Below are 14610 nucleotides of genomic sequence, written 5' to 3' on the forward strand. Positions count from 1 at the left end.
ATGTATAATGCACACCAGAGGGGCCTGGAAGAAGGAGCGGAGAAAGCCCGGCTGGCGATCGAGGAAAACGTCCGAGTGATTGAGGAAAAAGACCGGGTGATAGCGGAGCTCAATCGCAAGCTGCGGGAAGCCGGTAAAGATACGTAGTAACAAGCTGTTTGCGTAAGCGGTCTCCTTTGTGGGTCAAGTTTAGATAGGGGACGGTCTGAATACTAAGTTTCCAGGCGTTTACAGATACGATCAAACTCCGATAAATCTATCTGCTCCCGAATCCAGGCGACAAGGTCCTGCTGAGATTCATAGGTATAGCGTTCCAGCTCCTCCATGGCGATGTCCAGATCGGCGATGTTATAGTTTTCCGCGGCAACCCGTATCCGTGACAGGAGTTCCTTGTCCGGCGCGGGTTTTTTGGGTTTTGAATTTTCCCCATCCAGGGTTTTAAGCAGGGCATTGATACCTTCGAGGAGTTTTTGTGTTTCCGCAATAAAGCGGGGGGTATTGGATTCCACAAATGTTTGGTCTCCCGACTTAGCGGCCAGTTCCAGCTGTTCCGCCAGTTTCCCTACCGCGTCAGCGCAGATCCCGTAACTGGAACCCTTAATACCGTGGACCGTAATGGCGTAGTCTGCCAAGGTCCCCTCGCCTTGGAGTTTTTCCAGCAGTGGCGGGGTATGGTTTACGTAGGAGCGGAGGGTTTCCAGGTATGCCTCGTCTCCGCCGAACCGTTCCAGGGCTTTGACAAAATCGAGACCGCTTATTTTTTTGTCCGCCAGGATCCCACTCTTCGAAGCCTGCTCCGGCAGTTCCTGTTCCTTAGGCAGATCTTTTTCAAGCTCCTTGTTCCGGACCCAACGGTTTATAACCTCATTCATCCGCATAATATCAATGGGCTTGGAGAGGAATGCCTGGAACCCGTTGTTCAGAAAGAATTCCTCATTACCCAGGATGGCATTTGCGGTAAGGGCGATAATGGGCACGGTTTTGGCGTATTCGGTACCTATTTCGCTGCGGATCTTTTTAACCGCTTCAACCCCGTCCATCCCGGGCATCATGTGATCCATGAAGATGGCGTTGTACCTTACCGTAGCGGCACGGACCAGATCGATGGCCTTCTGACCGCTGGTAACACAGTCCACGGTCATGCCGTAGGGCTTGAGCATACCCCGGGCTACATCCAGGTTGGTAACCACATCGTCCACCACCAGGACTTTTGCGTAGGGGATGTAAGCCCGCACAATATTTCTGTTCCGGTCCCGGCGGCCCATGGAATACTTAAATTGCCGCAGGTTTTCTGCCATCGCTGGGCCTATGGTAGTATCGTTTACAAAGCCCTGGAGTATGTCAAAGGAAAAAACACTCCCCTTACCGTATTCACTTTCCGCGGAGATCTTTCCGCCCATCATCTCCACCATCCGTTTGGTGATGGAAAGCCCCAGGCCGGTTCCTTCTATTTTGCGGTTAGCTCCGGTGTCTACCTGCTGATAGTCATGGAAGAGCAGCTCCCTATCCTCAGGCTTTATGCCGATCCCGGTGTCGCTGATCCGGATCCTGAGCCGGACCGCATTCCCTTCCTTATTACCGGAGATGCCCAGGCGTACCGAACCTTCCCGGGTATACTTAAAGGCGTTGCTCAGGAGGTTGTTGAGGATCTGTTTTACCCGCAGTTCATCGCCGATGAGCCTTGCGGGCAGATCGTCCTCAATATCCAGGGTAAAGACAATAGGTTTACTGCCTATGCGTACGATATTCAGGGTAATAGTATCGTTAATCAAACTGGGGATATCGTATTCCGCCGGGATAAGTTCGAAGCGGCCCGATTCGATCTTGGAAATATCCAGAATATCGTTGATGATCCCCAGGAGGGTCATTCCGGAGCTGTAGACCTTTTCGATATTTTCCCGGGTTTCCGGATTTATCTCCTCATCTTCCCTTCCCAATTCCAGTTCCGAAAGGCCGATGACGGCGTTCAGGGGGGTGCGCATCTCGTGGCTCATATTGGCAAGGAAGCTGCTCTTGGCGGCGTTGGCGGATTCGGCGGTTTCCTTGAGGATCTCAAGCTGTTCCTTCTGCTGGTTTATCTCCCGGATCATGCCGCGGTAGGCGCTGACATCCGTAAAGATCATGGTGTAGCCGGTAAAGCGCTTCCCAACGTACAGTTCCTGCCGGGTGGTGGTAAAAGTCCGGTCCCCATGGGGGGTGCGGATACTTATTTCTCCGCCCGGAAAGGGTTTGGAAAAATCCGCCAGTTCCTCAAAGAAATTGGCCGGCTCCGTATGGGCCGTTAGGGGGTATATCTGGGAGATCATGCCGAACACCGTGAGCTTTCCCGGAACCATGTTTAAGCTTATGTCCAGCCGGTCTGCGGTCATGTTGGTATCGATAATAATATTGTTGGTGTCCACCACAAGATAAAAGTCCGTAAAGGCCGTAAGGATACTGCTGTAGGCAATGGTCTGGAGATTGAACTGTTCCGCCGGATTTAAGAGTATGGCGAAGGTGATAAACATGATGAAGCAGCCGAAGGGAACGATATCGTGTTCCAGGTTGAAGAGGAAAATTCCCCGGGTGAACAACATATTGAGGACCATGGGAAGTATGGATGCCAGGGTCAGGAGGAGCGTGTGGACCCGGTTTGGCGTCTTTTTAACCACATGGTGGAGCAGGAGGATGACACCCAGACCCCAGATTACTATGAGAAACACGTAGTGGACCGGGAATGCCTGGGCATATTCCGGCCGGGGATAGGTATAGGCCCGGTAGTACAGGTGATGCAGGGGGTTAGTCAGGATGATAAGGATATCCAGAACCAGTAAAATCCAACTTATTGCATTGATCGTTTTGGATTTAAAGAACTTGATATCCGTAAGAGACCGGGCAAAGGCAAAGACGCCGTAGGGGAATGCCGACAGGGTGATGGATCGCAGGGTAAAGACGAAGGGGAACAGTTCCGTCCTGATAACCATGTCGATGGCGTTTAAAAAGATCCCAAAGGCAATGGCGGAGCCTAAGGCAAAGAAGCCCGTCAGCCGGCGGTTGCGCGTATCGGTAAACCAGAGCAGGGCTAACATATAGAAAACAATAACAAAGATAATGATGGAGAGGAAAAACAGAATTATCGAGCTGTACATTCCATTACCCCCGCATTTTCAGTATAACAAATTATGGGAAGATTAGTAGATCATCCCCACCGGTTGGTCCCCGTGGACGCCAACCAGTTTTCGTTCCATGGGGTCCACCATGAGGTCCATGTTTTCCAGGGGGATTGCGCCCAGGAGCACCTCCGGCGCCTCGGGAAGCACCCAAGGCTCACAGGTCATGGAACGGTCCTTCCATTGAATTTCTACCGTTTCGGCTATCTTGCAGGCCGTCTTTTCCCCATTTGCCAGGGTAGACTCACGCACACGCTTCGTCCGCAGGCCCAGCTCGTTCTGCACCGCTTCGCTGATTACCAGAGTCCCCGCGCCGGTATCAACCACGCACCGGAGCGTCATCTGCCGAATTCCTGATTCCTTGATAAGCCCTTCTTCAACTCTCGTTAAATCAGCCACGTTTTTCAGGGTGATCTCTTCATACACGGTTCCCATCATTTTGCCTCTCTCCATTAAGATTTAGTATACCATGCCGGGGGCTTTGAGGCAAACTGCCTCAGACCAACGGTCCTGCCCCTGCACCCTTCTATAGGGGCGCAGCCCTGCAAAATGCTTTAGTCCTTGGGGAAAAATGTTTCAGAAATAACCACGGAAGAAGAAGAATAACCGCTTCTTCCTCTTCGTCCGTGAGGTCCGTGTGGTCCGTGGTTAAATTCTTCCCTTCTGGTCCGTCGCCGTCCGCCCGTCTTGTCCTTTTCCATCCCGCTTGCTATAATATGATTGTTATGCGCGTTGAGGAAACACCTGGTATAGAAAAACAAATTTCAGTGGTTCGTTATGGCGGCCGGCGTTTAGTTCCGTGCAGCCTGGTTTCTATTTTTGTATGAATATCCGCCTTTTGGGGCGGTTTTTTTTTGCACAATGCGATAATCGTGAGGAGGGGACATGCTTAAAGGACGTCATCTGGTGGAACCCGGCAATTTCAGCATAGAGGAAATGGCCGGACTCTTTACTTTGGCGGAAAAAATCGAGGCGGATCCGCTGTATCTGCGGGAAAGCTGCCGGGGAAAGCTGCTGGCAACCCTGTTTTTTGAACCCAGTACCCGTACCCGGCTGAGTTTCGAGGCGGCCATGCTGCGTTTGGGAGGGGCCTGTCTGGGCTTTGCCGAGCCCGGTTCCAGTTCCGCCTCTAAGGGGGAGAGCCTGGCGGATACCATCCGTACCGTATCCTGCTATGCCGACGCCATTGTCATGCGGAACCCCAAGGAAGGGGCTGCCATGGTGGCTTCCCGCTATGCCGAGGTGCCGGTGGTGAACGGCGGTGACGGAGGGCATCATCACCCCACCCAGACCCTGACGGACCTGCTCACCATCCGCCGCTTGCGGGGGCATTTTGACGGGCTTACCGTTGGATTCTGCGGGGACCTCAAGTTTGGCCGTACCGTCCATTCCCTGGCCAAGGCCCTGTCCCGGTACACGGGGATACGGCTAATCTTCATTTCCCCACCGGAGCTCAAAGTTCCGGACTATATAACCCAGGGGATTTTGAAAAAGGCCGGGACCGAGTACCTTGAGACCGACCATCTGGAAAAGGTGATGGGGGACCTGGACGTGCTCTACATGACCCGGGTTCAGCGGGAACGGTTCTTTAACGAGGAAGACTATATCCGTCTCAAGGACAGTTATATTCTCACCACGGAAAAGATGAAGGCCGCCAGGGATGATATGATCATCCTCCACCCCCTGCCAAGGGTTAACGAGATTGCACTGGAGGTTGACGGGGACCCCCGGGCGGCCTATTTTAAACAGACAAAGTACGGCATGTACGTGCGTATGGCCCTGTTATCCTCACTTTTAGGGGTGGTGTAAAATGCTTAACATAGCGAAGATAAAGAACGGCATTGTTATTGATCATATTAAGGCCGGCCAGGGTATACGGATCTTCAACTGGCTCGGTCTCGGCAAGGCGCCCTATACGGTGGCCTTTGTGGTTAACGCCAGCTCCCGGCACATGGGCAAAAAGGATATCATCAAGATTGATAACACTATTTCTATCAACTATGAACTTCTTGGGCTCATCGATCCGGATATCACCGTTAATATCATTGAGAACGAGGTGATCACCGAAAAAATAAAGCTCCAGCTCCCCGATCGGGTAGAGGATATCCTGATCTGCAAGAACCCACGGTGCGTTACTTCTACTGAAGCCTATGTACCGCATATCTTCCATCTGGAGGATCCTGTGCTGGGGACCTATCGCTGCGAGTACTGCGATGAGATACGGTCTACGGCGGACTTCCGGTGAATAAAACGGCTGTCCGGGGAACGTATCCGCCGTACCATTTTCAGGCCCGGTGAAACCGAAAGGTAAAAGCCCAAATGTTTTATACATTTTTCTAAAAACTCCATTCCATAGTATTAAAAACGATTTGAAAATGTTACGCCCATGGTAGCCGGGATTAATATATCAAGATTGTCTTTGCTCCATAACAGTACTGATGTATTACAACCCATTACCGCATTGATTGACCATGAATTATTGTGATGCCCAAAGGTAATTTTAGGGTTTATTTGGGGGATAAACAACATTTTCGTATCATTTATATTTATTCCAAAATTTGCCCCCATATTGATACCTACATTCAAAAACATACTGTGCGGAAGTGTCCATGTGTGCGAATACCCCGCCGTTGGTCCAAAATATGCAATATGCTGCCGCCCGTTATAACGTGACATGGTCTCGTTTTGTGAATATACCGACGTGTAAAACACCCCAAAACCGTAAAGGAAACTCCCGCTTGGGGTTGTTTGTTTTTCAGACATGGTAAATACTGAACGTAGGGAATGATTTTTGTAATTATGTATCCGGCCTGCCATTATTCCGCCGCTCATCATATCTAGTCCGGCGTTTTCATATCCCATAGATTCGTCATCTTCCTTTAAATAGAAATTTCTATATCGTTTAATGTATGTTTCATAATACATTTTTTCAAAATAGAAATTTACCGCCGCATCAAATGAGTTATCATTCAAGGATGTAGGAATAAATAGTTGCGCGGCAAGATTTTTATATCGAATACCCAGCCCAACATCCCACGGTTTGTTTGTTCTATAACTTGTTGATTGCTGTTGAAAAATTCCCATATTATATTTCCCCGAAATATTCAGGGCTATTTTTTCGTCAAATGGAACAATGGCATCTTCAGCAAAGGATAAACTTGAATTAAGAACACAGAATAATAAAACAATGGATTTATAGGATATTTTGTTCATCACAAATAGTTTAAATTTCATTTTTCGCTAAAACGCCATACCAACATTAAAAGCATATTGCCATGTATTTTTATCTACGTTATATGCGCCGCCTAAGCCCATACCGGGGAAAGCAACTTTACTGAAATACATTTGCATCATTGCTGCCGGTCCGTGATCGAATTGATGGTGCAGCAATTCCCCGTGTGAATAAACCGCCTGATATACGGCGGATACTGAAACAGTGCCAAATGAAAATTTAAATAGAAACCGTTCCAGTCCCAAAGAAATACCCGCAAAATCAACTGCGGAATATTTTTGCGGAAGAATATTTACCCCGGAGTTTATTGACGACGACTCAAAAAACGGCGAAGAGGAAGCGGTGGCAAATACTATTCCGGTTTTCGCCGTAAACCTTAACCTGGGAATTATCGACCGGTTTAATGCTGCGTTTAAAGATATCGAATGAACATCATCATTGTCTATAATAAGCTGGTAGTTATACTTGAGCGAGGCGTCTATCCCATTAAGAAAATAACCGTCCCAGGTATCGTTATGAATGCCGATACCCGGTGAAATGCTAATCGCCTGCACACCCTCTCCGGGTGCATTAATCGGTTTTTCAGTGTCGCGTAACATGACGCCCTTGTATCCGATACTGACACTAGGCACTATCAAATCGGTAAGCTTGTAGGATAATCCAATAGACGGATTTAGAGTCATTGAATTAAAACGCCTGATCACCCGTTCATCTTTTTGGTCTATGTTCTCTTTGTCCTGTGACAAAAACATGCCCATAAGATTCCATCCAAAGCCGCCTATAGCGTTAGGTGAATGGATATACATAACATTTGCCATCCAGCTGCTGGTACCGCCGCTTCCCACCAACATCATGGTGTCCTTTACGCCGAAGGCGTTTGTGTCCATAAAAGCGCCGCCTGCGGCCCAACCGTTTGAATTAATACTAAAAAACGGAACAGGGAAAATCGACCATTTTTCGCGTACCGTTATAGCAAGCAAGCGTCCCGGAAGGACGTTACCGTTTCCGCCCTGATTGTCCTTAATCTCAACGGTCAGCGGTTCGATAACATTGGTACTTTTTAGAATCGCAATCACTTCATTGAGATCTATGCTTTCAGCGTTACGCCCTATAAATTTTTGCAATGGCTGTTCTATTACATACAGTTTTGTTCTTTTTAATCCGGAAACGGAAATAGCGGCAATAAGATTTTCGTCCCGGCCGCTATCCGGTGTTTCTTGAGAAAATGATCCTGATATAATTACTAAAAATAATACAAAAACCGAACATATTCGTCTCATCTCAATACCTCATATTTTTTGTTTCTTTAGATGACATACCATTTTCTTTATCAATAGACTGCGGCTGGGAATTTTTCTGTGTTTTTCCAAACAATCCACAAAAATCTATTGTGGCTAAAGACAACCAAAAATACGGATCGTCAAAAGGATTGTCGCTGCCTTGTCTTATAGAATCCTTTGCCTTACCCATCCGTCGTTTCCGATGGACAGATTTCCCTTTGCCCTTTTTATACATTCATTAATTCCCAAACACCGCAAAAACGTAAATATTCATTTCATTTTGAAACTCTTTACATGAAACACGGATGATGATACACTTGTATTGTTATCCATGCAATTATATAAGGTCTTTTCAATATGAATTGTTAACGGTTTTCTGTAAAAAATGACATTTTTTGATTTTTGTAACAGGCACGGTGGGGTTATCATGGCAGGCAAAACAAAGGTACACGATAAGCAAGTGGAAAATTCACGCGCTTGTATTGTTGAGGCCCTTCTGCGTCTTATGGAAAGTATTCCGTATACAAAAATATCCGTTTCTGATATTATCGAAAAGGCAGGAGTTTCCCGGCAGACATTTTATCGGCATTATGAAGGCAAAGACGATGTTATCAGAAAAATTTTGGAAAACTGTTTTGCTCCCTTCGATTTGAGAATAAGAATTCCAATAGCATCAGCCGAAGATGCACACAAGGATCATGTCTATGCGATGTCGCAGCTTTTGGAAAAATTGGCCCGCCACGGAAAAACTCTGAAAATAATGCTTAACAGCGAAGCGGAACCTTTGGTTTACCAGTATGGAAAGAAATGGGAAACCAATCTGATAAATTTATCCAAGGGCAAAATGACCCCGCAGGAGAAGATTTTTTTTAGATATATGATACTCTTTTCAAGTTCAGGAGTTACACAGGTAATTTGTGACTGGATAAAAAATGATATGCCCATACCCGTGGAAAAACTCATAGAATGGCTTATTGAAACACACCGAGCTTTATTCATTGATCCCGGAAAAGACATTCCAAAAGATAAGACATGAAATTAAGGAGATTTTTCATTACGGAAAGGCCTGATTGATGGTTTTCAGGCGGCTTTCCTGTGGCGCTCATATCTATAAAAAAATCATCATTCTGTAGAATATTTTCCCCCTTCACTTGTCTGCATAAGTAAGGAGGAATAAAATGAATAAACTCTTTCTTAAAATCGGTGATTTCTTATTATGTTTTATGGGTACGGTCCTTATATTGGCCGGAATCGTTGCCTTTGGCCGTCCTTCCGATAAACACTCACCGCAGCCGATCTCTCATTACACACAGCCGTATTCCGTGATGGAAAGAATTCAGGGGAAAAATAAATGATTAAAATGGACTTGTGAATCATCGGATATTTGTCGTTGCAAGTTATACCGGACAATTCCTGCATTTCAATCCTGCCGGTTCAGCTTGAGGAGCATACGGGCAAGTTTCTCCTTGGGGATGTTCATGCCGTTTTTTATCCAATGCTGAATCAGGGCGACACTGCCGTTTAGCCCAAAAGTGAGATAGTATTCCTTGGTAATATCGTCAATTTGTTCATCGTTTTTGAACCTCGTCATTTCGTTTTTCAGGATAAGGCTGAACAGTTTCCGCTGAAAATGAATATCCCCCTGCTCGCTTAATAAAACCCTCGTCCAATTAACGTTGCCGGCGGTGAGGTCAAGCGACTCTTTGATAATTTGTAACAAAGCGATTTTGGAGGGCTGTAGCGTATATTTGCCAATTATCTGTTCAGTAGTTTCAATGGCCACATCCTCTAATTCCTGCAGAATGCCGTATTGGTCTTTGTAGTGTGCATAGAAGGTTGACCTGTTTACGTCGGCTGCGGCGCATAGTTCCTTGATCGATATGTCCGCAACAGACCGCTCCTGCATCAAGTTTACAAGCGCTTCCGTCAACACCCTTTTGGTATACTGCACCTTCCGGTTTTGTTTGGTTTCCATATTTTCTCCTTTTTTTCCCAACAAAACAACAAATTGTATCGCGAAACCAACACAACAACGTATCGTGTGGACGTCTCGACATTTTCAAAACAACTATATGTTGCTTATTAAGCATTATGTCCATTATATTCACCTATGTCAACAATGGCAAGCGAACATAAAGGAGATATGGAACAATGGAAAAATTTTTTAAGTATCCAAAAGTGATTGTGGGAGTGATTGCACTTATCACCGTGTTTTTTGTGCTGCAACTGCCGCGTACGGAATTAGACAACAACAATTACCGGTTTTTGCCCCAGAACCACCAGTCGCGGATCATTGCGGATCATTTTGAAGAAACCTTCGGCAATTCCACGGCGATTATGGTCGGGCTTGAACGTCCGGTGGGATCGGTTTTTGATCCGGTTTTTTTAACCCGTATTCGGGATTATATCTCCACAATACAGGGCTTTGAATTTGTCGATGATGTATCTTCAATTATGACCACCGATTATATTACCGCTGAGGGCGACACCATAGTTGTTACCGATTTAGTTGGAGAAGATTTTTCCGGAACAGCCGAAGAGATCGCCCTCTTACAACAACGGATTGCCTCGTGGGATTTGTATCAGGGGTCGCTTGTCTCTGACGATCTTAGTTCAACGCAAATCTTGATACCCATTGATGTGCCCCAGGCGGATGCCGGTGAGCCTGAAGTTATCGCAACCCTCTTTAAAGTCCGCGATACGGCGCTGGAAATGTTTGAAGGCCTTGCCACCGTGTATGTCACCGGTGATCCGGTGATAAGCGCCACCATTTCCGAAGCAACGGTGGACGATATTGTGTTACTCATCCCCCTGGTGGTTATTGTATTGCTGGCGGTGTTGTTTTTTGCGTTCCGTCGCGCGTCCGGTATTATTCTTCCAACCTTAACGGTACTGATTGCAACCATTTGGTCTGTTGGCAGTATGCCCTTATTGGGAATTAAACTTTCTATCCTTTCAATGGTAGTTCCGGTACTTCTCGTAGCTGTGGGGAGCGCTTACGGGATTCACATTGTAACCCATTATTATGAGGAAACGGGTAAAAAGCAATTAACCAATGAAGAACACCGGCGGATAGTATTCTGTTTGGTTCGGCGTTTGTTTAAACCGGTTTTTCTTGCCGCCCTGACCACCCTGGCGGGTTTTATTTCCTTCTGCTTTACACCGATTGTTCCGATGTTTGAATTCGGCGTCGTTACCTCTTTGGGGGTATTAGCCGCGTTTATTGTTGCAGTAACCCTCATCCCCGCATGTTTTTTAATCCGGGGGCCAAAAGAAATACAAGCGAAACGTAAAAATAAAAAGCCGGGAAGGGATTGGGACGCAGTAATCGGTCAGGGTTTTTTCTACCTGGTAATGCGGCGTCGTCTCGTACTGGTATGCACGGCAATACTAACCGTAATCGCCATTTACGGAAGCTCAAAACTCATCATCGATAATGTGCTGGTTGAATTTTTTGATAAAAATACGGACATAGTAAAGTCAGACCGGTTCATTCGTGAAAAATTCGGCGGTTCAAAAAGCATAAGTATGGCGCTTGAGGCGGACAGTACGGAAGCCCTGCTGGACCCCAGGGTACTCGGCGCAATGGATGACCTTTCGGCAATACTTATGGAGCGGGAACCCCTTGTCGGAAAAGCGGCCGGTTTCAGCGATATGGTTAAACGAATCAACCAGGTGTTTAATGCCGATGAAAGCCCGGACAGAATTTCGGTTAATGCTTCGGCCGTAACCCAGGGTGAAGAAGGGGGCGCTTTTGGTTTTGGCAGTTTTGGTTTTGACGAAAATGAAGTAGTGAGCAGCCCAGCGGAATTTAGCGCTAATATAGCTGACAGCGTTTCCTCCGAAGGAAACGCCGATCTTCTTGCAGCCCAAATTTCCGCCGCGGATTTAATCGCCCTGCTTGATTCGGCGGCGGGAACAAAGGCGGGCATGAACGCAAATGATCTGGTACGGGAGCTTAAAAGGCGGACAAATTACGAAGGCATGGCGTATTACGAAATTCCCCGGGAGCCGGAAAAATACGGTAAAACAACGGACGCGGAACTGGAAGGGCTTATTGCCAATTATTTGGTATTACTTTCAGGAGACAATACCGATTATTCCAACGACCCTATCGAGCCGACGGCAATAAGATCCAGTATCCAGATGCGCACCACCGGTTGTAATGACACCGTGCAGGTGATTGATACTATTAAAGGATATGCCGAAAAATTATTCCCCGATACGGTTCGCTTCACCGTAGGGGGCGGATCGGCCCTGGAAGTAGCGGTTACTGAACTGGTAGTTGATTCCCAAATGATTACGATTGCCGTTTCCATTTTGATGGTATTTATTATCATCGCCCTTTCAAACAAGTCCTTGGCAGCGGGCCTGATCGGCAGCATATCAATTATAATAGCTGTTCTGTGTAATTTTGCGATTATGGGTTTCCTGGGCATTAAGCTTAATATCGGGACCGCAATTATTGCCAGCCTCATCGTAGGCATCGGCATTGATTACACGATTCATTTTATGGACAGTTTTAAGCGGGAATACCTTGCCGGAAACGGGGACGCCGATGAAAACGCCTTTTTACATCGCACCTTTAAAAGTTCCGGCAAGGCTATTATTGTCAACGCTCTTTCCGTTGGCGGCGGTTTTGCCGTGCTTGCCTTTTCAAAATTTCAAATCATCGCCGATTTAGGTCTATTAGTCGCCCTTGCGATGATTATTACCGCCTTTTTAAGCCTTACCGTAATACCGGCGTTTTTGGTGACACTAAAACCCAAGTTTATTTATGGAACCAAATCATTACCCCGTATGGGGGATGAAATTAATATACAAGGAGTAAAGATATGAAACGAATCACATTGATTGTTGTATCGCTGATTATGGGCGCGGGAATTCTGTTTGCCCAGGATGCAGAAGCAATCGTCCGGGCGGCGCGGAATCGCATAAGCGCCGACACTCAATCGTCCCGTTCCCGTATGGTTATTACCGCAAAAAATGGCGCAACCACCGAGCGTAACATTGACCAGTATTCCAAGGACGATGCAGAGGGAAACGAGCGTACGGTGGTTGTCTTTCAAAGCCCCGCATCGGTACGGGGCACACGTTTTCTTACCATCGATAAATCCGCAGGGGGCAGCGACCGGTGGATTTTCCTTCCCAACCTTGGGAAGGTACGCCGCATCGCCGCATCGGAAAGCGGGGGCAGTTTTATGGGAACGGATTTTTCCTATGATGATATGTCTTTGATGAACCGGGACGCCGAAAAAGATACCAGCACAATAGTACGGGAAGAAAACCTGAATGGCGCTGCCTGTTACGTTATTCAGTCGGTTCCCAAGGACAATGATTTTCCGTATTCAAAAACTATTTCCTGGATCGATAAAAGTAACAGTGTTGTTTACAAAAGCGAAATGTATGACAAACGGGGCGCCCTGTTAAAAACAATGGAAAGCGGGGCCCTCAAAGAAATTCAGGGGCGCTTAACCCCTACCCAAACCACCGTAAGTACGGTGAGCGCAGGAACTTCAACCACCATCTACACGGACATCATCAAATACGACGACCCCATCCCCGAAGGAGTCTTTACCACCGCATATCTTGAAACCGGGAGAGCAAGATGAAAGGGCGGTTTTTTTCATGGGCGCTTGTTTTACTGACTATCGCATCGTTCCCTCTTGCGGCGCAGGAAGATTTCGGCTTTGGCGGCATTGCCGATGACGGGGACGCCGGATTCACCGGCCTGGGCGGCGGCGCTCCGTTTGCCGTCTCGGTATCAGGCGAGGTCGGCATGGAATTACTGGGCTATGTCAGGGAATTTGACGAACCTGCGGATACCGCCCTGGACGGCAATTTGCAGGGTAAACTTAATTTCGAGGCCCAGGGCGCCAATGTGAAAGGGGTCATCAACCTGAATGTAAACCCGCCGGACGAAACATTCACCTTCGGCTCTGTTACCCTGGATGAAGCGTATCTGCAAGCTTGGTTTGGCGGTTTTGAAATAGAAGGCGGTTTGCGTAAACTGACCTGGGGTAAGGCGGACAGCATGGGCCCCCTGGATGTGATAAATCCCTACGATTACCGCAGTTTTACCGACATCACCGATAGTATGGAGATTAAACTCGCCCAGCCGGTGATTCACGCATCGTACCATGCAGGTCCGTTTTCAAAAATTGAGGCGGTCCTCTTACCGTGGTTTTCGCCGCACCGTTTTGCCGAATCAGGGCGCTGGGCGCCATCCTCCGCTTCACCGTTGCCCCTTGTCCGTCCGTCAAACGACGAGCTTAACACGTTGAAGTATGCCCAGGCAGGCGCCCGCTTTACCACGACCATTGGGCCTGCGGATATTGGGGCGCAGTATTTCTACGGGCGGATGTACCAGCCGGCCGCCGCCCTTACCCTCGCCGGAACCAATCCTACCGGTATCGCCCTTGACTACAACCGCTACCATCAGATAGGCGTTGATTATGCACAGGTAATCGCCGGCTTTAATATCCGCGCGGAAGCCGCCGCAAACCTTACCGACGACCTCGACGGAGACGATGGCGCACTATACAATCCTGCAATTGTCTGGTCCCTCGGTTTTGACCGCGATCTATTCTGGGGGATCAACCTGAACCTGCAATGCAACGAATCCATCCGTCTTAAGAACGATGAAGTTTCCGATGACCCCCTGCTTGACATCGAAGCCGGCAGCGAACTGACCAGTACCCGCATAACCGCCGTAGTATCAAAGAAATTCCTCCGGGATGAACTTGAAGTCCGCGCTACCGGTATTTGCGGCATTGAGGACAAGGACTTTCTCATCGTTCCGGGCATTTATTGGACAATTCAGGATGTACAGCTTGAATTCTCCGTCGGTATTTTCGGAGGAGATGAAAACGGTCAACTTGGACAATACTATGGCAACAGTTTTGTGAAGCTTGGTTTAATATATACGTTTTGAAAGACAACCAATGGG

General features: G+C 47.5%; 13 protein-coding genes. 7 read left to right on the plus strand and 6 right to left on the minus strand.

Annotation, left to right across the window (positions count from 1 at the left end; genetic code table 11):
• Positions 1-212 precede the first annotated feature (212 nt).
• Both LQZ19_RS10395 and LQZ19_RS10400 read right to left on the minus strand, forming a co-directional pair.
• Positions 213-3128: an ATP-binding protein gene (locus LQZ19_RS10395; RefSeq protein ID WP_411047604.1), complete on the minus strand. Its 2916-nt coding sequence runs from the start codon at positions 3126-3128 to the stop codon at positions 213-215.
• A 42-nt stretch (positions 3129-3170) separates the two neighbouring features.
• Entirely contained in the window at positions 3171-3587 is a 417-nt protein-coding gene (locus tag LQZ19_RS10400; RefSeq protein WP_411047605.1) for a clan AA aspartic protease, read from the minus strand.
• 447 nt (positions 3588-4034) lie between these two features.
• Between LQZ19_RS10400 and pyrB the strand changes: the two genes are divergently transcribed.
• Entirely contained in the window at positions 4035-4958 is a 924-nt protein-coding gene (gene pyrB, locus LQZ19_RS10405) for an aspartate carbamoyltransferase (RefSeq protein ID WP_411047606.1), read from the plus strand.
• Between the two features lies 1 nt (position 4959).
• Positions 4960-5394, plus strand: a complete 435-nt coding sequence (locus LQZ19_RS10410; protein WP_411047607.1) for an aspartate carbamoyltransferase regulatory subunit — start codon at positions 4960-4962, stop codon at positions 5392-5394.
• A 113-nt stretch (positions 5395-5507) separates the two neighbouring features.
• Here LQZ19_RS10410 and LQZ19_RS10415 read toward each other — a convergent pair whose 3' ends face one another.
• From LQZ19_RS10415 to LQZ19_RS10425, 3 genes are all read right to left on the minus strand, one after another.
• Positions 5508-6362, minus strand: a complete 855-nt coding sequence (locus LQZ19_RS10415) for a DUF4421 family protein (protein WP_411047608.1) — start codon at positions 6360-6362, stop codon at positions 5508-5510.
• A gap of 27 nt (positions 6363-6389) precedes the next feature.
• Positions 6390-7505 carry a BamA/TamA family outer membrane protein gene (locus LQZ19_RS10420; protein WP_411047609.1) on the minus strand — a complete coding sequence of 372 codons (1116 nt, stop codon included), beginning with the start codon at positions 7503-7505 and terminating at the stop codon, positions 6390-6392.
• Between the two features lie 157 nt (positions 7506-7662).
• The gene (locus tag LQZ19_RS10425) at positions 7663-7851 is read right to left on the minus strand and encodes a hypothetical protein (protein WP_411047610.1); all 189 of its coding nucleotides are present in this window, start codon (positions 7849-7851) and stop codon (positions 7663-7665) included.
• A gap of 237 nt (positions 7852-8088) precedes the next feature.
• On the opposite strand from LQZ19_RS10425, the gene LQZ19_RS10430 reads away from it, so the two are divergent.
• Together LQZ19_RS10430 and LQZ19_RS10435 are read left to right on the plus strand one after the other, a co-directional pair.
• Positions 8089-8697 carry a TetR/AcrR family transcriptional regulator gene (locus LQZ19_RS10430; RefSeq protein ID WP_411047611.1) on the plus strand — a complete coding sequence of 203 codons (609 nt, stop codon included), beginning with the start codon at positions 8089-8091 and terminating at the stop codon, positions 8695-8697.
• 142 nt (positions 8698-8839) lie between these two features.
• Entirely contained in the window at positions 8840-9016 is a 177-nt protein-coding gene (locus LQZ19_RS10435; protein ID WP_411047612.1) for a hypothetical protein, read from the plus strand.
• A gap of 65 nt (positions 9017-9081) precedes the next feature.
• Here LQZ19_RS10435 and LQZ19_RS10440 read toward each other — a convergent pair whose 3' ends face one another.
• Positions 9082-9636 (minus strand): TetR/AcrR family transcriptional regulator, encoded by a 555-nt coding sequence (locus LQZ19_RS10440; protein ID WP_411047613.1) that lies wholly within the window; start codon positions 9634-9636, stop codon positions 9082-9084.
• Positions 9637-9812: 176 nt separating this feature from the next.
• On the opposite strand from LQZ19_RS10440, the gene LQZ19_RS10445 reads away from it, so the two are divergent.
• The 3 genes from LQZ19_RS10445 to LQZ19_RS10455 are packed head-to-tail and all read left to right on the plus strand — an operon-like array spanning position 9813 to position 14595.
• A complete protein-coding gene (locus tag LQZ19_RS10445) occupies positions 9813-12500 on the plus strand; it encodes an efflux RND transporter permease subunit (protein WP_411047614.1) in 2688 nt (895 codons plus the stop codon).
• Complete coding sequence (locus tag LQZ19_RS10450; RefSeq protein ID WP_411047615.1) at positions 12497-13273, plus strand: outer membrane lipoprotein-sorting protein; 777 nt, start codon at positions 12497-12499, stop codon at positions 13271-13273. The genes LQZ19_RS10445 and LQZ19_RS10450 overlap by 4 nt, the downstream gene beginning before the upstream one ends.
• Positions 13270-14595 carry a hypothetical protein gene (locus LQZ19_RS10455; protein WP_411047616.1) on the plus strand — a complete coding sequence of 442 codons (1326 nt, stop codon included), beginning with the start codon at positions 13270-13272 and terminating at the stop codon, positions 14593-14595. The genes LQZ19_RS10450 and LQZ19_RS10455 overlap by 4 nt, the downstream gene beginning before the upstream one ends.
• The last annotated feature ends 15 nt before the right edge of the window (positions 14596-14610 follow it).

The sequence above is a fragment of the Treponema primitia genome (genome assembly GCF_046533075.1).
Classification (GTDB): domain Bacteria; phylum Spirochaetota; class Spirochaetia; order Treponematales; family Breznakiellaceae; genus Termitinema; species Termitinema primitia_B.

Coding starts and splice junctions, on each gene's coding strand:
- LQZ19_RS10440 (WP_411047613.1), bottom strand. CDS start 9,636: ATGGAAACCAAACAAAACCGGAAGGTGCAGTATACCAAAAGGGTGTTG.
- LQZ19_RS10450 (WP_411047615.1), top strand. CDS start 12,497: ATGAAACGAATCACATTGATTGTTGTATCGCTGATTATGGGCGCGGGA.
- LQZ19_RS10400 (WP_411047605.1), bottom strand. CDS start 3,587: ATGATGGGAACCGTGTATGAAGAGATCACCCTGAAAAACGTGGCTGAT.
- LQZ19_RS10415 (WP_411047608.1), bottom strand. CDS start 6,362: ATGAACAAAATATCCTATAAATCCATTGTTTTATTATTCTGTGTTCTT.
- LQZ19_RS10395 (WP_411047604.1), bottom strand. CDS start 3,128: ATGTACAGCTCGATAATTCTGTTTTTCCTCTCCATCATTATCTTTGTT.
- pyrB (WP_411047606.1), top strand. CDS start 4,035: ATGCTTAAAGGACGTCATCTGGTGGAACCCGGCAATTTCAGCATAGAG.
- LQZ19_RS10425 (WP_411047610.1), bottom strand. CDS start 7,851: ATGGGTAAGGCAAAGGATTCTATAAGACAAGGCAGCGACAATCCTTTT.
- LQZ19_RS10430 (WP_411047611.1), top strand. CDS start 8,089: ATGGCAGGCAAAACAAAGGTACACGATAAGCAAGTGGAAAATTCACGC.
- LQZ19_RS10435 (WP_411047612.1), top strand. CDS start 8,840: ATGAATAAACTCTTTCTTAAAATCGGTGATTTCTTATTATGTTTTATG.
- LQZ19_RS10410 (WP_411047607.1), top strand. CDS start 4,960: ATGCTTAACATAGCGAAGATAAAGAACGGCATTGTTATTGATCATATT.
- LQZ19_RS10445 (WP_411047614.1), top strand. CDS start 9,813: ATGGAAAAATTTTTTAAGTATCCAAAAGTGATTGTGGGAGTGATTGCA.
- LQZ19_RS10455 (WP_411047616.1), top strand. CDS start 13,270: ATGAAAGGGCGGTTTTTTTCATGGGCGCTTGTTTTACTGACTATCGCA.